Origin of the sequence: Magnetococcus sp. PR-3, from assembly GCF_036689865.1 — a bacterium.
In the GTDB taxonomy this organism is placed as follows: domain Bacteria; phylum Pseudomonadota; class Magnetococcia; order Magnetococcales; family Magnetococcaceae; genus Magnetococcus.
Genome location: NZ_JBAHUQ010000020.1, coordinates 1 through 19,791, shown reverse-complemented (window position 1 = coordinate 19,791; position 19,791 = coordinate 1). Strand labels below are relative to the sequence as shown.

Here is a 19,791-nt window from a genome sequence, read left to right as displayed (position 1 = left end):
CAAGCCCACACCGATCACCGTAAAAAGTGGCCTTATCTACTCTGTTCGCCTTGTAGTTCAAGGCAAAGAACCTGAGAACTGCGAACACTATTGAACCTTAACTGTGTTCTTTCGCAGACGCTCTTGAAAACTAACTCTAGTACAGTAGTAAAAGCCATGACACTCAAAGATCGAATTCGCACGGCCCGTGAATATGCGGGTTTTACCCAAAAGGAACTGGCTGACCGTGTTGACATCAGCCAAACAGCCATTCACAAACTAGAGTGTGGACGCTCTCGTTCTTCACGCCGCACCGTTGCCATTGCTCTAGCCTGTGGGGTTAATCCTATTTGGCTGGAAACAGGTGAAGGAGACATGATACTAGGTGGATCCAGAGGCGCTCATCAAGCTTCTGATCTTGGCTCCCCCTATTACACAGGGGCTATGGATTTCCTTCAAGCACCTGTTATCTCATGGAGTGACGCTAAGTTCTGGCCTGAAGACAAAGAGGCTATGGAGTCGGACACGCCCTTAGGTCATGCGCCTGTACCTCACTTTGCCAGCAACCGCTCCTTCGCACTGAAAGTTCAGGGCGACTCAATGTCTACAGAGTTCTCTGAAGGCGATATCATTGTTGTTGACCCTGAAGCTGAGCCCAAAAACAATCAATTTGTGGTTGTCTTCTTGCCTATGGAGAATGATGTAACCTTTAAACAGCTTGCTGTCGATGGTGGACGTCGTTACCTAAAGCCAGTCAACCCTCGCTACCCCATTATGCCCATGGAAGATGAAGCCAAAATCTGTGGTGTGGTGGTCAGTAAGTACAAAGAGTACGAGTAACCCTTTAACGGGTGAACAGATATGAAAAACACAGCCTTGCAACTGACCGTTGTTGATAGGGTGCGTATCTGATGAAAAGCCACCATGTGTATCACATGGTGGCTTTTTTGTAGATAAAGCAGGAATGGAAACACCATGTTTAGTGATGATCAACTCCAGCGTTATGCGCGCAATTTTCTACTTAAGGATCTTGGCGGTAATGGGCAACAAGCTCTGTTAAACGCTCATGTCCTCATAGTAGGCGCAGGTGGTTTAGGCGCTCCAGCCGCCCTTTATCTGGCAGCCAGTGGTATCGGTCACCTGACGATTGCGGATGCCGACCATGTTGAGCTATCCAACTTGCAACGTCAGATCATTCACCCAAACAGCGCTTGCGGTGAGAACAAAAGCCACTCTGCCAGCCGAACACTTAAAGCCCTTAACCCTGATATTAAGATCACGCCCCTCCCCCATAGGTTAGAGGGCCAAGCTCTGATTGATGCCATAGAAGCGGCTGATTTAGTGGTGGATGCAACCGATAACTTTGCCTCACGCTATGCCATCAATGAGCTATGCGTCATACACAAGAAAAAGTTGGTGAGCGGTGCTGTCATGGGGTGGGAAGGGCAAGTTGCAGCCTTTGCGGGGTATCGATCAGGTCTCCCCTGTTACCGCTGTCTCTACCCACCAACAGAGGCGATGGATGAAATACAACCGTGTGCACGGTCTGGGGTACTGGGACCTGCCGCAGGTATGGTAGGAACCATGCAGGCTGCAGAGGTCATACGCCAACTGGCGGATATTTCAGAAGAGAACCTTAACAGAATTACGTTTGTGGACTTACATAGTTGGCGTTTTCATACCATCGGCATGCGCCCACTCGAAGACTGCCCGGTCTGCGGAGGCTAGCCCTCACCCCCCCAGTGAGGTCATGGCATGGGGAGAGGCTGAATCCATAAAATCATGTGCTTTGGGTTTGGCATCAACTGCAGCCAAGATCAAACGATCAAGCTCTTCATCGCTAACCTCCTGACGCAGAGGTGTTTTTAGATCCACACGATCATGCTGCCCCAAGCAGAGAACCAATTGACCATCTGCGGTTAGACGCATACGGTTACAGGTCTCACAAAAATGCTGAGACATCGCTGAAATAACACCAACCTCAGCGTCCCCAATACGGTAGTAACGGGCTGGTCCAGGCCCTTTAAAGCCCGTTACGGGAATAAGGTCCTTCGCACCAACGGCCAGAGCTACCCGCTCTAATATCTCTTCACTGGATAGATAGCTACCCATGACCTGCTGACCCGCTTCACCAATGGGCATGGTCTCAATAAAACGCAAAACCAACCCATACTCTCTGGCAAAAGCGACCATGTTAGGGATCTCATGATCATTGACCCCTCCCATCACGACCATGTTGACTTTAACAGGTGTCAGCCCAGCCTCTACAGCCGCTAAAATACCTGCTTTAACCTCATCTGGGGTGCCCACATCCCCACAGATTTTCTGAAACCCTTGGGGGTCTAAACTATCCAAAGAGATATTGACACGGCCAATACCTGCACGCTTAAGATCTTTTGCAAAGCGCGGTAGCAGTAAACCATTGGTCGAGAGCGAGATCTCTTCAATACCGGGCAGAAGATTAAGGTTTTCCACCAGTTGAGAAAGATCTTTACGGACCAAGGGTTCCCCCCCGGTCAGACGAAAACGCCCAATCCCTAAATGGGCAAAACGGCCAAGTAACCGGGTCAGCTCAGCAAAACTAAGCCACTGGTCACGCACCTGAGTCTCTTGATCAGGCACGCGGCAGTAGTTACAGCGCATGTTGCACTGCTCACTGACCGATACCCGTAGATAAGAGATGGTGCGGTTATAACGATCCACCAGCGGCATAATCTTTACCTTTAACCCTCAGCATCACGAATAAAATGGCCACTACGTCCACCGGACTTTTCAAGTAGCCGAACAGCACCAATCTCCATCTCCCGATCCATGGCCTTACACATATCATAAATGGTCAGGGCAGCCACACTAACGGCGGTTAACGCCTCCATTTCAACCCCAGTTGGTGCCGTACACTTGACCCGTGCTTGGATCTCAACACAGTTATTGGTTTCATCTGGTTCAAAACCAATTTTGACAGAGGTTAAATTGATTTGATGGCAGAGCGGAATGAGTCCATCTACCTTTTTTGCGGCCATAATCCCTGCTAAGCGTGCGACTTCCAGCACATCACCCTTTTCAAACCCCTTACGGAGAATACGGGCCAACGTCTCAGGGCGCATGCTAATTTGACCCGCGGCTAAGGCAATACGTTCCGTCGCCGTTTTTTCTGTCACATCCACCATGCAGGAGGCGCCATTTTCATCAAAATGGGTTAAGTTTCCCATGACATATCCTCAGTAGTCGATGCGTTGAACAGTAACCAGGTCACCATCGGCATAATCAACAGGTTCGGCAGGCAAAATAATAAAACTGTCTGCCGCGGCCATGCTCGATAAAATGCCCGATCCCTGACGTCCAGTAGAGCAGACAGAAGGACGATCAGCATCATACTGGATAACCCCACGCTGGAAATCCATACGGCCATTCTTTTTCTTTAAGCCGCCACCACTCAGGGGTAATTTAAGCAGCGGCGGTATATCGCTCTCAATCCCCATCATTTTCAACAAAGCAGGACGTACGATCAAAAGAAAGACCGCTAAGGCAGAAACAGGGTTACCCGGAAGACCAAAAAAGCGCGCATCACCCAGCGCACCATAGGCTTGGGGTTTACCGGGCTTCATATTAACTTTCCAAAAATCAATCTGCCCCAGCTCTTTAAGTACCGCTTTTACCAGATCATAATCCCCAACCGAAACACCCCCGGAGCTGATCACCGCATCGGCCTGCTGACCACCTTGCTCCAGCGCAGATCGGATAGCATCCCGGTCATCCCCCACCAACCCAAGATCAATGACCTCCACACCCAACGCTTGCAAGGCTGTGAGCAGTGTTGTTCGGTTGCTATCGTAGACCTGACCCGGTAGTAAGGGGTTACCCGCATGGACCACTTCATTGCCCGTACTCAATACAGCAACCCGTGGCCGTACCATCACTTCCACACTGGCCTGCCCCATGGATGTGAGCAACCCCAAGTGGGCCGGTGTTAACCGCACCCCTTGCTTTAAATAGGTGCTACCCTGGGCAATATCTTCACCAGCAGGGCGAATGTTCTGTTTCAAAGCTTGCCCAGCGGGTATGGCAACATGATCACCATCCCGCGCCACAACCTCTTGCATAACCACACAATCCACACCTGGTGGTATGGGTGCGCCCGTCATAATACGCACCGCCTGCCCAGACTGAATAGGGTCAGTAATTCGGTCACCCGCAGGCAGGTCTGCGCACACATGCAAGGTGACAGAACCCTCATCCTTAAGATCCGCATGACGAATGCCATACCCATCCATGGCCGAGTTATCATGGTTGGGCACGGGAAAAGAAGCTTGTACATCTTTCGCCATCACCCGTCCCAGTGCGTCGTGTACGGGAATGACAACAGTCGCTGTTATGGGGGTGATACTTGCCAGAACCCGAGCCCTAGCCTCTTCGAAGGGGATCATTCAACGTTCCTCTAACTGAATTAGTGGCCTGCACCCGCAGCCATTCTCAAGGCATGGGGTACCAGATCAGCAATAGCTTCCAAACTGTGTAGAGCTCCACGGGTACTCCCTGGCAAGTTGACCACCAAGGTAAGACCACGATATGCCGTAACACCACGGGTAAAAACGGCATTTCGGGTCTGTTCCAACCCTGCAATACGAATAAGCTCAGCAAACCCTGGAAGCTCCCGGTCACACACCTGACGTGTGGCTTCCGGTGTGATATCTCTCGGGCTGGGCCCCGTTCCACCAGTGGTGAGAATGACATCAACACCCTCATGGTCAGCCCATTGGGTCAAACAGCTTGCCAGCTTCTCCTGGTCATCCGCCATTAAATGCCGTTTGACCATACGTCCGCCATAGCTCAGCACAGCCCCTTCCAAAGCATCGCCACTTTTATCATTGGCCAAGGTTCGGCTATCCGAGAGTGTGATAATCCCCACCCGCAAACCTGGCCAGGAGGCAACCCCTGGACCATGGTCACGATGATCATGTGCATGGTCATGTGCGTGATGATGGCCTGAGTCATGGCTGTGCCCATGGTGAGCATGGCTATGTGCTTGTTCCGCTATTGCTTCAACTGCATGGGTGTGGTGTGTCTCTTTTTTAAGGTCTTCCCATTGACTGGCTGCAGCTTCACAACCAGGACAGCTCTCGACCCAATGGGCACCGTCAGGGGTGATCTCTTTTTTCCATAAAGTGGCGCGGACTTTTAAATGGTCTATGACATAACGACACGCATCAAACGCTTCTGCACGGTGTGAACCTGCAGCAACCACCAACACAATATTCTGACCAACTTCCAGATAACCCACCCGGTGAATCACCTGAATGGTTTCAACAGGGAAACGGGTATGGGCTGCAGCGACAATACGCTCCAACTCCCGTTCGGTCATTCCAGGATAGTGCTCCAGCTCTAGCGCCGTAACGGCATCCGATGAAGTAAAATCCCGAACGGTTCCTATAAAGGTCACCACGCCACCAATTTTTGGATTGGCGGTTAACAGGGCATCCACCTCATTTTGGACAGAAAAGTCCTCTTTTTGAATACGTATCTTATCCATACAGACCAATCTTGTTAAAGCAGTGATTTATGCCACATCATAAGCATCACATGGTACCCCTTCGCGAGGGGTTGTCACCTGATTAGGATCAAGCGTAATGGAACTGCTCTAGCCGGGAAAGGATTGTTTTGAATATAAGACAAAAAGAGGTCTCTTTTTTAGAGAAAGAGAGCGCCATGATGACCTGCATGCCATGATACAACATCAAAAGCCACTATGAGCACAGGTACCCCGTATGCGACGCATCCAGTTTAGGACCTCAACAGCTTCTGGCACGCCTGAATCAGGCTGCTCACCACGCTGGATACAGGTAAGTAGATGATCAAGGGCCCGCTGTATGGGGGAAGGTGTTGATGGCGGGTCGATACAAAGGGGTTCCTTATCCCGAAGAACCTGCAAACGATCCCCATGCGCCAGCTGCTCAACCTGATGTCGGTAAACACGGATCTCTGAATGGGGGGAATCTTCCCAGACCAAGCCACCCTTCTCACCCAAAATAGTCATACTTCGCGATTTTTCTGGGTGCGTTTGGCTGGCCATCATATCCACCATGACGCCGTTTGCCAGCATGACAGAGACATTCACGGTATCCCATTGTCCATGAATCATCAAATCACTGCCAGAACTTGACAGACGCAGCAACTCTACCTTGGGAAATAAGGACTGAACCAAGTAGATATCATGGTATAACAGCTCACCCAGGACATCCGAATCCTTGGCAAAGCGACCAAAGTTTGCCCGCCAAGTACGTACCTGCCGAACACGCCCCAACGCACCATCCCGCACCATTTGGCGTACACGATCAAAACCAGGACAGTAGAGCTGGGTATGATCAACGAAAAGAACCCGTTGCTCTTTTTTTGCCTGTATTCGCATCGCCTTGGCTTCTGTTCTGTGCTCACAGATCGGCTTTTCTACCCACACATGCCGACCAGCAGCTAAAGCCTGAAAAACCAGATTGGCATGCTCACTAACCTGGGTGGCCACCAGGACTAAATCCACCTTAGGGTGTTGAATTAATGCCTGGGCACTCTCCAACAATAAATCCGCCTGCCCCATCTCTTGTAGCTTCTGCTGATGAGCCGTATTGCGATCATGTACAGCAGCCATAGAAAAAGCAGGATGAGCGGTGACCTCTTTTAAGAGCACCTCACCCCAAGGACCAAAACCGATAAGACCCACACCCATCGTCATAATCGCTGTCACTCCTTAGACCTGTAGCAGATAAAGAGATACACCTTTTACTGTGAGCATGCCGAACTGGTTTTACAGCTTAATGATGCTTTTATAACATTTTTGGAACAGACTTTTTTCTACTGGTGCAGGTAGGCTTGGAACCTGCATAGTATGCCTTCTCAACAGGACCAGCTTATTTTACCTAGAAAATAGGATAACATGAATCTGGTCGGCATTAAGATCGCAAAGTATCGTTTTTTAACAAAAAAAACAGGTGAACTGTGAATCATACACCACAAATTGCCATTATTGGCCTGGGCTATGTGGGCCTCCCCCTTGCTGTGGCATTTGGAAAAAAATACCCCACGGTAGGTTTTGATATACGTACAGAGCGTGTCGCCCAGCTGCAAAATGGGCAAGACAGCACGCTAGAGTGCAGCCAAGAAGAGTTGGCGCAATCTGAGCACTTAACCTACAGTGCCGAGTTACAGGACATTGCGCACTGTAACACCTATATTATTACAGTCCCAACCCCGATTGATATTTATCAGCGCCCAGATCTTTCCCCTTTAATTTCAGCCTCAGAGGCTGTCGGGAAGGTCCTGAATAAAGGGGATGTGGTCATTTATGAATCCACCGTTTACCCTGGGGCAACTGAAGAAGTCTGTGTTCCTATTTTAGCTCGACAGTCCGGTTTAAGTTACAATGCAGAATTCTTTGCCGGTTATAGTCCAGAACGCATCAATCCCGGAGATAAAACACACCGGCTTGAAACCATCATTAAAGTAACCTCCGGCTCCACACCTGAAGTGGCGCAGTGGGTTGATCAGCTTTATGGTGCCATCATTGAAGCTGGAACACACCTTACCTCCAGTATTCGGGTGGCAGAAGCAGCTAAGGTGATTGAAAATACCCAGCGCGATGTCAATATTGCCTTAATCAATGAGCTCGCGTTGATTTTTAATCGCTTAGAGATTGATACCCTAGAGGTTCTAAAAGCAGCGGGAACCAAATGGAACTTTCTCCCCTTCCGCCCCGGTTTGGTTGGTGGGCACTGCATTGGTGTTGATCCTTATTATCTGACCCATAAAGCCCAAGAGATCGGCTACCATCCCGAAATGATTTTGGCAGGTCGTCGGCTAAATGATGGTATGGGAACCTATGTGGCCAGTGAGGTCATTAAGCTCATGACCCGCAAAAATCTCTGTGTGGCCAGTTCAACCATCTTAATTCTCGGCTTAACATTCAAAGAGAACTGCCCAGACTTGCGTAACACCCGTGTCGTGGACATCATCCGTGAACTGAGTGACTATGGGGCTGAAGTCGAAATTTACGATCCCTGGGTTAATGCTGAAGAAGCCAAGGAAGAGTACGGGGTAACCACCCTGTCCGAGGTAAAACATGGGGATTATGATGCCGTGGTGCTGGCGGTTCCGCACCGACAGTTTGAACAAGCAGGCATTGACTGGATCAAAGCTCTGTGTAAGGAAACATCTGTTTTCTATGATCTAAAGTCGCTCTACCCTCCTGAGCAAAGTGATCAGCGACTCTAAAAAAAAGCCCCTGTTTATCAACAGGGGCTTTTTTATGCATCACATCTTGTGAAAAAATCACCGATCAGAGCGGGCAACATGAAAATCCTGCTGCACTTCATGCCCAGCTAAATCCATAGGGGAGCTATCCGCCAAAATAGCGGGGTGCCCTGTTGATGGTCGCTCACTGGTGCGCCCTTCCGCTATTTGAGGCAAAGTAAACCAAAACCGACTACCATGGGGCTCTACCGACTCCAACCCAACATCCCCACCCATTTTGCGGACCATCTGCTTAACAATGGACAGCCCTAAGCCTGTCCCCCCCATATCTCTCGACCGCCCTTTATCCACCCGATAAAAGCGCTCAAAAACCCGTGCATGATGGCTTGGGTCAATGCCTGTTCCTGTGTCACTAACCTCAATCCGAGTGATACCATCTAAGGTTTGGCAGGCAACAGAGATCTGCTCTCCTTCGGGAATATACTTCACCGCATTAGAAACCAGATTGGTTAAGACCTCTTCAATGGCTTCTCGATCACCAATGCAAACCACTTCAGGCTTAACCATACTCCAGAAGGTGATGTTCTTCTCTTTGGCCAACGGACGCATATGCTCCTGAACGTTATTAACGATGGAGCTAATATTGACCGGTTCATTTTTAAAGATAAGTTCGTTGGACTCCAACCGGGCCAGATCTAAGAGTTTGGAAATAATCTGAGATAGGCGGATCGCATGACGTTCGATCGCGGTGACCAACTGCACACCATAGGCTTTATCATGCAGTGCACCATTTAACAGGGTCTCTGCATTGGCTTGCAGAATACTAATGGGTGTACGCAGCTCATGGGAAACATTGGCCACAAAATCTCGCCGGATCTGCTCCTGTTTACGTAGAATCGTATTATCGTGAAAAACCAAAATGTAACCCCGATCTTCATCCATAGGGGTCCATTGTGCTTGAATATAGCGACTCTCATCATCACTGGTCAGAACCAGCTCAACACTCCCAGGAATGTAGAGCTCCATCTGCAAGACCTGAGTGAGCTGCTCATAAATTTCACGACTCAAAATACGTTGTAGTGACTCTCCAACATGTTCATCACCAACCCCGAGCAACGTCTCAGCAACGGGGTTGCTCATGACCACATGACCTTGATCATCCACCACTAAAAGGCCATCCGCCATGCCATGCAACACCCCCTGCAGCAAACGTCTCTCTCGCGTAACCGATGAAACATTTCTGCGCAACTCCATAGCCATGCTACGGAAAGAGGCCCCCAACAAGCCCAATTCATCACCGGGTTGCAACTCAATTAAATTAGGGCTACTCAGCGCTTCACTAGAGATCGCATGCACCTGAGCCATGAGTTTTCGGAACCGGCGGGTACTGTAGTGGGCAGCCAGGGCGCTCACCCCCATCGCGGCCAAAACAGCCAAAATAGCCGCAAACCCCAACATCATTCTCAGGCGATTACGGATCGGGCTGAGCTGTGCCATGGGTTTTGCAATTCGCACAACCCCCATCTGCCCATCCTTTAACTGAAAGGGCAGCGCCACATAGAACATCTCTTTTTTCAGAGTACTGGAGTATCGAATAGAGGCGCCATGCCCCCCTTTATGGGCTTGTAGAATTTCTGGACGATCCCCATGGTTATCCAACCCCGGCAAAGCAGCCAGGGCCACACGGGCATCCCCCATGACCCGACCATCAATATCAACAATCGTAACCCGGGCACGGGTCAAACGCCCAAGCTTGTCGGCCAGCCTATCCAGATCTGTCATAGAATAGTCAGGGCGGTCTTCGGCCATTGCGGTTACACCCAGCCGGGCATAATTTTCCAGCTCCCCACGGATCTGCGCCTGCAACCAGTTACCTAAAGCCAGTTCCAACAACAGGCCTACCGATGCACCAACCAGTAGGATCAGGACAAAAGAGACTAAAAACAGCTTGCCGCGAATACCAAAGGTCACGACATCTCATCTCCATCAGGCCGATCACGGAAGCGATATCCGACACCCCGAATGGTCTCCATATACTTACCCGCAGGACCCAGTTTTTCCCGCAATCGTTTAACGTGTGCATCCACCGTACGGGTTTGCACAAAGGCATTAACCCCCCAGACATCGTTCAGCAGGGTATCTCGGTTTTGTACCCGCCCCTTACGCGCCAAGAAGGTTGTAAGTAGCTTAAACTCCATGGCTGTAAGGTTGCTCTCTTCCTCATCAACCCAGACACGGTGCCCTTCCAGATCCACCTTTAACCGGCCAAAGGTGACCAGCGATGCACTCTCTTCTTGTTCGGGCTGTACCCGGCGTAAAATAGCGCGAATACGCAGCACCAGCTCCCTAACCTTGAAAGGCTTGACGACATAATCATCCGCCCCAGCCTCAAAGCCCATTACCTTATCAATTTCTTCTCCACGTGCGGTAAGCATGATAACCGGCATTGTCCGGGTACCTTCCTCCTCACGCATACGGCGGCAAACCTCAATTCCTGAGACCCCAGGTAACATGAGATCTAACAGAACCAGATCTGGCCAGCGTTCAACTGTGGCGATACGCATACCCTCCTCACCAGTCAGGGCGACACGTGCATTAAACCCTTCCTGTTTAAGGCTATATTCCAGCGTGTTGGCCAGGTCCCGCTCGTCTTCGACAATGAGAATGTTGACAGACATAACCGCTCCGTTAACAGACAATGGCTGACACAGAAAAACTCTGTGTCACTTAGGTTGTGGTCTATTTTAAGCTGCTTTTACCATCCACAACAAGTCGCTGTGTTTCGCAACGTTATGGTATGTACTTATTGGACATATTTCTAAGATCATGGGAAGTAGGCATGGCCAAGGGGAAGTCCCTTCATGCCGAGAGTGGGTGGAGCGATGATGGTATACTCTTGTGAGTTCCATACCCCATACCTCTCACTCCTCTCCTATAAAAATTTCAACCCGGGAGAAGGAGTTTTGGGAAAACGTGTATCTCTATGAATTCCAGTATTTCTCTTCATCACTTTCCAGCTAACTAAAGAGGAGAACGACTGGCGATCTCTCCTCGATATAAACGCATAACCAACGGCTATGACAAAAAAGAGAAAGAGATTTGTTGCAGCGCATTCTCACCCACTCCCCGTGCTGGCGCAAGCTAACAATGACGCTCGATGCTGTTTTTATCTATTTTTTAAACGTATCTGCTTAAAACCCCGAGGATCGAACCCTTTTAAAACAGAAAACCGGCCACACCTCAACGGTGGACCGGTTAACCATAGATAACCATATCATGCCCCAATGGACGGATATTTATCTTTTAAGAAAAACCTATAGGTCTGACATTTACACCATCAAACGATCTACAGGTAGCACTCGTGTATTCACAAAATGAGGTGGGTGCGCCACAAAACGATCACGCCAAACCTCTTCAGGTGTCACATCCAGAACGATCATGCCCTCTTCAGGGTCACAGTGCGTGATGCGATCCATAATATCATGCATGAAGTTTTTTTCTACCAACATGCCTCGGATATCATGTCCATCAAAAAACTCAACGACGTACTTCATAATAGGCCTCCCTAGGCGCCAAACATTGACCCGAACCATACCCCTTCCGCGGCATGCTCTGAGCACCTGGGACCTACTTGCAATAGGCCCCTTCACCCCAGAGTGGGTGCGTTCCTTGATAACGTTGTCATACAAACCTTTCTTAATGACTTCCTAGCGCGGGTGAACCAACGCGCTTACCAACACTATTATGCAATCAGCATACCATTAATGTTCGAACAAAAGCACATCATACGTTTTTGTTCTCGATAAATGGGTCGAAAAGCTACATAAACATGACAAATCCACAGCATTTATCTTGGTTTTATCTGTGACTTTACATACATATACAGAGAAACAATAGATACCTGATTTCACCAACTCAGATACTTACACCCTTTACATAGTAGGTCGAAGTTCTGAACAAAAAGTCGCTCTTTTTCGAACTCAATTCACATTAACTGTGCACCATAAGGAAAATATTAACCCGTTTCAGCCCCGCCCCCTCTCTTGTATGCCATATTTTTTACACATACCGGCAGGATTTAGACCCATGCATTGCAAAATGCAATGCAGATTAAAAAAGCCCCCCAAAACTTAGGCTTTGGGGGGCTTTTTTGATGGATGCGCGAGAACGCTTATGCAAGCTCATCACACGGCCAGTAGAAGTCAAACATGACGCCATCCCCTGGCGTACTGTGACATTGGATATGGCCCTGCAACTGTCCCTGCACTAAGGTCTGTATAAAATAGAGCCCCAACCCATAACGGCCCTCAGGATGACGCGTTGTAAAGAAGGGTTCAAAGATATGGTTCTGGACCTCTTTTTCAATACCCACGCCATCATCCCTATAACAGAGATGCACAGCCCCATCCCTATAGGAAATTTGGATTTCCACCACCCCCCCCTGCTGCTCAGAGAAGCCATGAACCAGACTGTTGCTGAGTAGATCTGTAAAAATTTCCTGCACCAGATCTTTACGGCTCACCACCTCCAGCTTATCAGGCATCTCCAAACGCAGCTCGACCCCCTGTTGCTCTAAGGAAGGTAAAAAAGGCTCAACCACACCATGGAGTGTCTGCACCATGTCAAAGTGTTCACGCCCCTGGTCTGAAGAAGCATGCGTAAAGCGGCGCAGGGCACGGATCAGCTTAGCGGCTTTATCCATACTACCGGTAATCAAGTTTGCCAGCTCATCAACACTCTCGAGTTCCTTGACCAAGAGCGCTTCATCCACCTCTTCTTGCTCCAACATGGTCAAAATACGTTCAGCCGTTTCACGATTTTGAGATGCCGCACCAACCGCAATACCAATCGGTGTATTGATCTCATGGGCCACACCTGCCGCCAAACGACCGATAGAAGCCATTTTTTCACTACTGACCAATTGATCACGTGTTCGGTTAAGCTCATCCATCCGGTTTTGCAGCTCAGCGGTACGTTCCGCAACTTTGGCATCCAACGAGTTCAATGTGGCATGGAGCTCGTTTTCCATAGCTTTACGCTCGGTAATATCACGAATAACCAAGGTAAAAGAGCGCTTACCACCCGTTTTCCAGCTCGCCAGAGAGGCCTCCACAGGAAATGCGCTTCCATCCGATTTTAGCGCTTCCAATAACTGGACATCATGAGGATTAACAAGCGTCTCATAGGTTAGGTCTTCCGCCAGAAAACGGTGATAAAAGTCCTGTTGATGTTCAGGGATCAACATCTCCAGACTTCGCCCTTTAACCTCACTGAACTTATAACCAAAAATGGAAGCCGCACTTCGGTTCCAAAAGGAGATCCGTCCATTACGGTCGACGGCTAAAATGGCATCACCAGCGGATTCAGCTACCGAACGAAAACGCTCCTCCGCTTTACGCCTTTCCAAAAGCTCCCGCCGCAGCTCTGTGGTACGTTGTGCCACCAAAGCCTCTTGCTGAGAGTGGGCTTGACGCAGCAACATCGCCTTACGCACCACCAATGCACCCACACCCAATAGAACCACCGTGAGCAAGTACATCCATAGTCGCAATTGATCCGCCCGGCGTAAATCGCCCTCAAAAGAGACATAGTAACTCTCTGCCAAGTGGTCCAACTGTCGCTCTGTGGGCTGTCGTACCGCATCAATACTCCAACGGTCCACCCGCGCTTGATACTTTTTAATTAACCGCCCATGCTCCATTAAATTTTGAATACGCTGTGATAGTGGAGATTCATGCCCTTTTAAAAGATTGGTGATCAAGGCATTTTCCTGATCGAGCGATTGCACATCTTTTTCTTGGTTTGCACGACTTCCGATCAAGATATAACGCAATAACTGGGTTAAAGACTTAACCAAAACCGTGGCTTCATCATTTTTAAACCCTGTATGTTCCAAACGGTTTTTTTCCAACTGATTGGATATCTCCATCAGCGCCTGCGGAAAAAATTGTAAGGAGTTCCGTAGCACGGCCTGATCCGATTTAAACCGCTCCACCATCCATATTTTATCCTGCCAGCTTTTTTTAAGCGTCAGATACAGCGCATTCATTTCATCACTTTGGCTCAACCCACTGCGCGCCAAACTGGGATTTAACATCTCTAAGTGCTTCTGCACCTGCTGCGTAATTTGCGCCAGTTCATCGTAATGATTAAGCAAGCCATGCTGGATCAAGCCTAAGGACTGATCCATAGATGCATCCAACCGATACAGCTGCTGTAAACGACTTTGTAGTGCACGGTGCTGTGACTGGTCAATTTGCCGGGTAAAGGTCAGCATGGTGATCATAACAATCACCCCAGCAGCCACCACCATGATGGCCAACCATACTCCGCTGGAGGAAAATCTCATTGAGGTGCCTCCGGCTGTGTGCCTGTCAAGCTATGTAAAAAAGCGACAATTTTGAGCACTTGATCCTCATTGAGCCTACGCCCCAACTGGTAACGCGCCATGATCTGTACCGCCAGATCAAGGGAGTTAACCGTGCCATCATGAAAATAGGGCGCTGTTAAGCCTATGTTACGTAATGAAGGCACCTTAAAGGCATAGCGATCTTCTTCCTGCCCGGTGACATTAAACCGCCCAAAATCGCTTACTGAGACAGGAAAATCACGGGTTTTAAAATAGTCACCAAACAGGCCAAAGGTCTGGTACATATTACCACCGACATTAATGCCCTGATGGCAGGCCACACAACCGTAAGATTTGAAGAGTTGATACCCCTCTTTTACATCTTGCGTCACCGCATTCTTATCTCCCCTAAGATACTGGTCAAAAGGAGCATTTGGGGTAATCAGCGTGCGCTCATAGGTTGCAATAGCCTGTGCGATGGACGCTTTGGTCATGCCCTGTTTGGGAAAAAGGACCCGGAACGTTTTGACCAATGCTTTATCTTGGCCCAAACGCTTGAAGACCCCTTCCCAACTTGCCCCCATCTCAATGGGGTTAGTCACTGGACCAACGGCCTGCGCCTCTAACGAAGCCGCCCGTCCATCCCAAAACTGCGCAAGGTTGTACCCTGCGTTGAGCACAGTCGGGGCATTAATCCCCCCTTTTTGTCCGTTTATCCCCACAGATACCTGCGTTCCATCCATGCCCCCATCATCCACAGGGTGGCAGGATGCACAACTTAAGGTGCCATCTTTGGAGAGTCGGGTGTCATGAAACAGCCGTTCCCCCAAGGCCACCATTTCCGGATCTAACGCACCCATGTGTAAGGGGATTGGCCGAATGGGCTCATGCACCAAAGGAGTTGCGTGTGCCGTTGTCCCGAGGAACAAAACGAAGAGGATCACGATCTTTGGGATAAGATGCGTCATATAAACCCTTTTAACTGACAGCGAAGAAAAGAGGTGAATATTAAATTATACGCAAACTGCTTTATAAATCCCAGTAGGGAGTCATGCCATGCTTTAGGTTTCACTTTTTTCCAACCTTTCCTACTTTTCAATAGGATTACCAATCATAGATAAGAGAGGCTGGCTGAGCCTTTTCACAGACATCCATCCTATTGCCCCCCTAAAAGAGAAACCCTACCTTCACACGCCACCACTAAACACACACCCTTTAAATTCATACACTTACAACTATTTACTTACATTTTCTTTCATTCTTTACGGTCATCAACAGACCCAAGAAACGAAATGAGAATTTTTTTTTCATGTTTGTGTAAGAAACCAGGATGTATCACGACTAAACAATAAAGGCCCTTACCGATTTCACAAGAGCATCATCACTCATTAAAAATAGTCCTGTTACACGGGAGGATATCCATGCGGCATACTGATCAACACCGATCTCTCCCCTACCTTGTTTCCATCGTGTTGAGCCTTACACTTTTTCACACCACTTTGGGGTGGACTCAAACCCCTATAAAACTTCACAGAGATGGTGACGTTCTTTATGGAATGATTTCAACACAGTTTGAACAAAAAAAAGCACTGGCCCTGCTGCTCCATGACTCCCTGGGATCCATGCATGATCAACAGGTTTTAATGTGGGCAGAGAAGCTAGAGCAAGCAGACATTGCTGTGCTGCGTATCAATTTGCGCTTGAATGATCCAGATCGCACAGGACTTGCGCCATGTCAGGACACACATAAACACCACCATTTAGATGCCTTACCCCAGCTACAACGATGGATACAATGGCTTACACAGCAAGGTGTACGTCACATCTACCTGGGTGGCATTGGTCGAGGGGCCAATCAAGTCACAAGGCTCGCAACGACTCAACAACCTAAGCTTATAGCCGGGTTACTGTTGATTAACCCCTTACGTTGGAACCTTGATCAACAAGCCGACCGCTATAAACAGCAACACAATCAAGCTCTGTTTCCTCAACTTGGCCGAATTATCAAACTCAATATGGATGGAAAACACAAACACCTGGTTCAGAATATTGGCTTTTTCCACTGCCAACAGGCCTCTGTTCAGGCCAGTAGTTTTTTCTCTTATTACAATGATGATTCCCGGTTAGACACCTATGCACTCCTGAAACAGTTAACACAACCGGTTTGGCAAACACTAAACCGAGTGCCCACTCAAGCAGACACCAAACATCTACATGACTTTTTAAACGAGCGCTTAATGCAAACAGTGCCACTAACCAAGCCTTGAGCTTGTTTAATGGTGTGCTTACAAGGAGCTAATCTCATGAAAAAAACAGTGACTCACACACTACTGGCCATAGGCTTTATTGGCCTGACCTCATTGGCACAAGCTGGAGATCAAAAAGCTTTTGCAGGACCTGATAGCGTTCAGTACGCAAAAGATTTATGGATGGCTTTGGAACAGAACCGCTTAGTCGGCAAAGAGATGATTAACGGCTCTCCATATGATGGCATGGAGCCGCATGGTGCGATTTTAGAAACCATGGATGCTACGGTCACCATCAACGGATATACCGGTCGTGCGATTGTTAAAAGAAACTATGGACCATCTGGTGTGGATATGGATGCCGTTAAAGATAACCGCGCCAAATATCTAGGTGCCGTCACCGTGATGTTTAAGCGGGAAAAAGGCTATGACACAGACCATAAAAATTGGTTTTGGGCTAAATTTAAACCCAACGGCTCCCTACACCTAAACCCGGCCGGTATGAAGCTGGCCGGACGTATTGCCAAAGGGTCTGATAAAGGGTGCATTGCCTGCCATAAAGGTGCGGGGGATGACATGATTTTTACCCGCGATTAACCAGAGTCTAAGCATCATGCATGGATGAAGGTGGTATTTTCTATAGGCACATGCCACCTTTATAAAGGTGGGTCTATTTATAGGGTACAACACCCTTTGTAAAGGTGGCATGGTGGCAAAGCAAACAACAGAAGAGATGCATCAAGCACAACAAATGGGTGCCTTTCATCAAGATATGCTGAGGTTTACCCTGCTGCAACTACACGACCCTACCCTGGCGGAGGATATCGTTCAGGAAGCCATATCTGCTGCACTGGCCAATCAACACAGCTTCGCAGGCCAGGCAACCCTTAAAACATGGATGTTCAGTATTCTTAGAAACAAAATTTGTGACCAACTACGCCGCAAAAAAAGGGAGATTCAATTTTCTGAATTAACCAAGGAAGGGGAGGCTTTAGATGCTGATTTTAATGCACATTTCACCCCATCCAACAACTGGAGAGAAGAGACCCAACCACAACACTGGCATAATCCGGAAGAGAGCTTGGAGCAACAGCAGTTTTGGTCTGCCTTAAACGCCTGTTTAGACAACCTGCCCCCCATACCTCCAGAGTATTTATGATGCGTGAGTTTTTAGATCTGGATGTCCATGAAATCTGTCAGCAAACAGGATTAAACACCAACCATTGTTACGTAGTTCTGCACCGCGCACGTGTCAAATTACGTGGCTGCCTGGATGAAAGCTGGTTCAGCGGGGAGAGAGCATCATGCTAAGCTGCAAAGCAACAACGCAACTCCTGTCCGAAAAGCAAGATCGGCCACTGTCGGGTTGGGAAAAACTCAACCTAAAGGTGCACCTTTGGATGTGTCGCGGCTGTACCAACTTTGGTCAGCAACTAAGCACCCTTCAACAGATTCATACACGAATACGGCAAGGCAAAAACTTAACGGGCTAGCTACTCGGACCATACAGCTCAAGAATCACTTAAACAGGTTATATTTTACAATACAGTAAATAGCCCTAAAACCATCTTTCCAACCAATCTTCTTACCTTCAGCGTAGGTTCGGCCGTAGTAAGAGATACCCACTTCATAAATACGGCAGTGGGTTTTAGCCAACTTCGCCGTCACCTCTGGTTCAAAACCAAACCGGTTCTCTTCAATATCAATCGACTGGATAATTTCCCTGCGAAACATCTTAAAGCAGGTTTCCATATCGGTGAGGTTCAAGTTTGTGAACATATTGGATAAAAAGGTTAAAAAACCATTGCCTACACGGTGCCAATAATAGACCACCCGATGGGCCTGCCCCCCCATAAACCGGGAGCCATAAACCACATCTGCTTTACCATCGAGAATCGGTTTGGCCAGCAATCCATACTCTTGGGGGTCATATTCCAGATCGGCATCTTGCACAATCACCATATCACCCGTGGCGGCTTTAAAACCGGTTCTTAATGCAGCACCTTTACCTTGGTTGACCTCATGATAAAAAATTTGATCCACAATAGGCGCAACCGCTTCTTTAAGGATGGCACGTGTTGAGTCTGTCGAAGCATCATCAACCACGATAATCTCTTTATCCGGATACTCAGCTTGGCGCACCGCTTGAATGAGTTCCAGAATGGTTGCTTCTTCATTATAGCAAGGAACGATGATCGACAATTTCATAAATAACCTTCACTTTTTGCATAAACCATACATTTCGGCTGCTTAAAAACAGACCGATGATGAAGCAACATCTGCATCATAATTAGAGAGGGATAAATATCAACCCCTATCCGTATTATGAGGGTATCTGATTATTCTCGTCAGCATACGACCTACGGCAATAAGCACCGTTCAAACCACACAAACCCAGAACACGATAACTTAGTTTACTCTGTTAATATCTCACTGCTTTTTAAAAACTTAAACATCTATACACTTAAAAAAACAAGCTTAAGATAACACGGTTTATATGCCACCCATATGGCATGTAATGGCATTAATATTCAACAGTTAAACCAAGCCATCGATCTTCTGCACCGCACGACAAGCCACCACGCCATCAGGATCTAAAAAGCCTCCCTTTACATCCGTAATAGAGACATCTTGCAAACTCAATGCCTCATGCCCAAACTTTGGGGCTATGTAATCATATGGCATCTTTGTCTTAATTAAAGGGTTTAAGATATCACCCTGCCCCACATAAGCCTTAAGTGCCTCAGCTTGTCACACCACTTTTAGCGGTTTAAAAATTGCCCACTCACGGGTTAAGAGAGCCAACCAACATGGTTGCTTGTCTGTTTTACCATCCCCTCTGTGTGCTTTGACAGTGTGCGGCTGTTTGGTCCCCAAGCACCGAATGCCGTAATCTGTATAAAGATAAGGGAGAGACCATCAACCGAGCAAAGCATGATCAACCCTACGGCATATCACCCCACTAAGCGCTATGGCGATCAT

At 48.3% G+C, this 19,791-nt stretch carries 20 protein-coding genes; 8 read left to right on the top strand and 12 right to left on the bottom strand.

Going from position 1 to position 19,791, the window contains the following annotated elements; all coding sequences use genetic code 11:
* Positions 1-156 precede the first annotated feature (156 nt).
* Positions 157-819, top strand: a complete 663-nt coding sequence (locus V5T57_RS12405; RefSeq protein WP_332891539.1) for a LexA family protein — start codon at positions 157-159, stop codon at positions 817-819.
* Between the two features lie 135 nt (positions 820-954).
* The gene (locus V5T57_RS12400; protein WP_332891538.1) at positions 955-1,707 is read left to right on the top strand and encodes a HesA/MoeB/ThiF family protein; all 753 of its coding nucleotides are present in this window, start codon (positions 955-957) and stop codon (positions 1,705-1,707) included.
* Positions 1,708-1,710: 3 nt separating this feature from the next.
* On the opposite strand, the gene moaA is transcribed toward V5T57_RS12400, so the two are convergent.
* The 5 genes from moaA to V5T57_RS12375 form a co-directional block, all read right to left on the bottom strand.
* The gene (moaA, locus tag V5T57_RS12395) at positions 1,711-2,691 is read right to left on the bottom strand and encodes a GTP 3',8-cyclase MoaA (RefSeq protein ID WP_332891537.1); all 981 of its coding nucleotides are present in this window, start codon (positions 2,689-2,691) and stop codon (positions 1,711-1,713) included.
* An 11-nt stretch (positions 2,692-2,702) separates the two neighbouring features.
* Positions 2,703-3,188 (bottom strand): cyclic pyranopterin monophosphate synthase MoaC, encoded by a 486-nt coding sequence (gene moaC / locus V5T57_RS12390; RefSeq protein ID WP_332891536.1) that lies wholly within the window; start codon positions 3,186-3,188, stop codon positions 2,703-2,705.
* A gap of 9 nt (positions 3,189-3,197) precedes the next feature.
* Positions 3,198-4,403, bottom strand: a complete 1,206-nt coding sequence (gene moeA, locus V5T57_RS12385; protein WP_332891535.1) for a molybdopterin molybdotransferase MoeA — start codon at positions 4,401-4,403, stop codon at positions 3,198-3,200.
* Between the two features lie 20 nt (positions 4,404-4,423).
* Complete coding sequence (locus V5T57_RS12380) at positions 4,424-5,506, bottom strand: molybdenum cofactor biosynthesis protein MoaE (protein ID WP_332891534.1); 1,083 nt, start codon at positions 5,504-5,506, stop codon at positions 4,424-4,426.
* A gap of 204 nt (positions 5,507-5,710) precedes the next feature.
* On the bottom strand, positions 5,711-6,700 hold the full coding sequence (locus tag V5T57_RS12375) for a Gfo/Idh/MocA family protein (protein ID WP_332891533.1): 990 nt from the start codon (positions 6,698-6,700) through the stop codon (positions 5,711-5,713).
* Between the two features lie 263 nt (positions 6,701-6,963).
* On the opposite strand from V5T57_RS12375, the gene tviB reads away from it, so the two are divergent.
* Entirely contained in the window at positions 6,964-8,235 is a 1,272-nt protein-coding gene (tviB, locus tag V5T57_RS12370; RefSeq protein WP_332891532.1) for a Vi polysaccharide biosynthesis UDP-N-acetylglucosamine C-6 dehydrogenase TviB, read from the top strand.
* Positions 8,236-8,292: 57 nt separating this feature from the next.
* Here the strand turns inward: tviB and V5T57_RS12365 are convergent, their stop codons facing one another.
* The 5 genes from V5T57_RS12365 to V5T57_RS12345 all read right to left on the bottom strand — a co-directional run bounded on the left by V5T57_RS12365 (position 8,293) and on the right by V5T57_RS12345 (position 15,531).
* On the bottom strand, positions 8,293-10,185 hold the full coding sequence (locus V5T57_RS12365; RefSeq protein WP_332891531.1) for an ATP-binding protein: 1,893 nt from the start codon (positions 10,183-10,185) through the stop codon (positions 8,293-8,295).
* Positions 10,182-10,892 carry a response regulator gene (locus V5T57_RS12360; RefSeq protein WP_332891530.1) on the bottom strand — a complete coding sequence of 237 codons (711 nt, stop codon included), beginning with the start codon at positions 10,890-10,892 and terminating at the stop codon, positions 10,182-10,184. The genes V5T57_RS12365 and V5T57_RS12360 overlap by 4 nt, the downstream gene beginning before the upstream one ends.
* Before the next feature lie 651 nt (positions 10,893-11,543).
* Positions 11,544-11,768, bottom strand: coding sequence for a hypothetical protein (locus tag V5T57_RS12355; RefSeq protein ID WP_332891529.1), 225 nt, complete (start codon positions 11,766-11,768; stop codon positions 11,544-11,546).
* Between the two features lie 617 nt (positions 11,769-12,385).
* The gene (locus tag V5T57_RS12350) at positions 12,386-14,563 is read right to left on the bottom strand and encodes a DAHL domain-containing protein (RefSeq protein ID WP_332891528.1); all 2,178 of its coding nucleotides are present in this window, start codon (positions 14,561-14,563) and stop codon (positions 12,386-12,388) included.
* Positions 14,560-15,531: a cytochrome-c peroxidase gene (locus V5T57_RS12345; RefSeq protein ID WP_332891527.1), complete on the bottom strand. Its 972-nt coding sequence runs from the start codon at positions 15,529-15,531 to the stop codon at positions 14,560-14,562. The genes V5T57_RS12350 and V5T57_RS12345 overlap by 4 nt, the downstream gene beginning before the upstream one ends.
* 453 nt (positions 15,532-15,984) lie before the next feature.
* Between V5T57_RS12345 and V5T57_RS12340 the strand changes: the two genes are divergently transcribed.
* The 5 genes from V5T57_RS12340 to V5T57_RS20950 all read left to right on the top strand — a co-directional run bounded on the left by V5T57_RS12340 (position 15,985) and on the right by V5T57_RS20950 (position 18,302).
* The gene (locus tag V5T57_RS12340; RefSeq protein ID WP_332891526.1) at positions 15,985-16,830 is read left to right on the top strand and encodes an alpha/beta fold hydrolase; all 846 of its coding nucleotides are present in this window, start codon (positions 15,985-15,987) and stop codon (positions 16,828-16,830) included.
* A gap of 36 nt (positions 16,831-16,866) precedes the next feature.
* Positions 16,867-17,406, top strand: coding sequence for a cytochrome P460 family protein (locus tag V5T57_RS12335; protein ID WP_332891525.1), 540 nt, complete (start codon positions 16,867-16,869; stop codon positions 17,404-17,406).
* A gap of 112 nt (positions 17,407-17,518) precedes the next feature.
* Positions 17,519-17,968 carry a sigma-70 family RNA polymerase sigma factor gene (locus V5T57_RS12330; protein WP_332891524.1) on the top strand — a complete coding sequence of 150 codons (450 nt, stop codon included), beginning with the start codon at positions 17,519-17,521 and terminating at the stop codon, positions 17,966-17,968.
* The gene (locus tag V5T57_RS20955; protein WP_442918208.1) at positions 17,965-18,120 is read left to right on the top strand and encodes a hypothetical protein; all 156 of its coding nucleotides are present in this window, start codon (positions 17,965-17,967) and stop codon (positions 18,118-18,120) included. The genes V5T57_RS12330 and V5T57_RS20955 overlap by 4 nt, the downstream gene beginning before the upstream one ends.
* Positions 18,114-18,302: a zf-HC2 domain-containing protein gene (locus V5T57_RS20950; RefSeq protein WP_442918207.1), complete on the top strand. Its 189-nt coding sequence runs from the start codon at positions 18,114-18,116 to the stop codon at positions 18,300-18,302. Before V5T57_RS20955 ends, V5T57_RS20950 begins: the two co-directional genes overlap by 7 nt.
* A 25-nt stretch (positions 18,303-18,327) precedes the next feature.
* On the opposite strand, the gene V5T57_RS12325 is transcribed toward V5T57_RS20950, so the two are convergent.
* Together V5T57_RS12325 and V5T57_RS12320 are read right to left on the bottom strand one after the other, a co-directional pair.
* Positions 18,328-19,017: a glycosyltransferase family 2 protein gene (locus V5T57_RS12325; protein ID WP_332891523.1), complete on the bottom strand. Its 690-nt coding sequence runs from the start codon at positions 19,015-19,017 to the stop codon at positions 18,328-18,330.
* 330 nt (positions 19,018-19,347) lie between these two features.
* Complete coding sequence (locus tag V5T57_RS12320) at positions 19,348-19,494, bottom strand: hypothetical protein (RefSeq protein WP_332891522.1); 147 nt, start codon at positions 19,492-19,494, stop codon at positions 19,348-19,350.
* Positions 19,495-19,791 lie beyond the last annotated feature (297 nt).

Excerpts from the sequence above, each read along its gene's own strand:
- moeA (WP_332891535.1), bottom strand. The coding sequence starts at position 4,403 with ATGATCCCCTTCGAAGAGGCTAGGGCTCGGGTTCTGGCAAGTATCACC.
- V5T57_RS12400 (WP_332891538.1), top strand. The coding sequence starts at position 955 with ATGTTTAGTGATGATCAACTCCAGCGTTATGCGCGCAATTTTCTACTT.
- V5T57_RS12375 (WP_332891533.1), bottom strand. The coding sequence starts at position 6,700 with ATGACGATGGGTGTGGGTCTTATCGGTTTTGGTCCTTGGGGTGAGGTG.
- V5T57_RS12405 (WP_332891539.1), top strand. The coding sequence starts at position 157 with ATGACACTCAAAGATCGAATTCGCACGGCCCGTGAATATGCGGGTTTT.
- V5T57_RS12345 (WP_332891527.1), bottom strand. The coding sequence starts at position 15,531 with ATGACGCATCTTATCCCAAAGATCGTGATCCTCTTCGTTTTGTTCCTC.
- moaC (WP_332891536.1), bottom strand. The coding sequence starts at position 3,188 with ATGGGAAACTTAACCCATTTTGATGAAAATGGCGCCTCCTGCATGGTG.
- V5T57_RS12355 (WP_332891529.1), bottom strand. The coding sequence starts at position 11,768 with ATGAAGTACGTCGTTGAGTTTTTTGATGGACATGATATCCGAGGCATG.
- V5T57_RS12335 (WP_332891525.1), top strand. The coding sequence starts at position 16,867 with ATGAAAAAAACAGTGACTCACACACTACTGGCCATAGGCTTTATTGGC.
- V5T57_RS12360 (WP_332891530.1), bottom strand. The coding sequence starts at position 10,892 with ATGTCTGTCAACATTCTCATTGTCGAAGACGAGCGGGACCTGGCCAAC.
- V5T57_RS12380 (WP_332891534.1), bottom strand. The coding sequence starts at position 5,506 with ATGGATAAGATACGTATTCAAAAAGAGGACTTTTCTGTCCAAAATGAG.
- V5T57_RS12325 (WP_332891523.1), bottom strand. The coding sequence starts at position 19,017 with ATGAAATTGTCGATCATCGTTCCTTGCTATAATGAAGAAGCAACCATT.
- V5T57_RS20955 (WP_442918208.1), top strand. The coding sequence starts at position 17,965 with ATGATGCGTGAGTTTTTAGATCTGGATGTCCATGAAATCTGTCAGCAA.
- V5T57_RS12350 (WP_332891528.1), bottom strand. The coding sequence starts at position 14,563 with ATGAGATTTTCCTCCAGCGGAGTATGGTTGGCCATCATGGTGGTGGCT.
- V5T57_RS20950 (WP_442918207.1), top strand. The coding sequence starts at position 18,114 with ATGCTAAGCTGCAAAGCAACAACGCAACTCCTGTCCGAAAAGCAAGAT.
- V5T57_RS12340 (WP_332891526.1), top strand. The coding sequence starts at position 15,985 with ATGCGGCATACTGATCAACACCGATCTCTCCCCTACCTTGTTTCCATC.
- moaA (WP_332891537.1), bottom strand. The coding sequence starts at position 2,691 with ATGCCGCTGGTGGATCGTTATAACCGCACCATCTCTTATCTACGGGTA.
- V5T57_RS12320 (WP_332891522.1), bottom strand. The coding sequence starts at position 19,494 with ATGCCATATGATTACATAGCCCCAAAGTTTGGGCATGAGGCATTGAGT.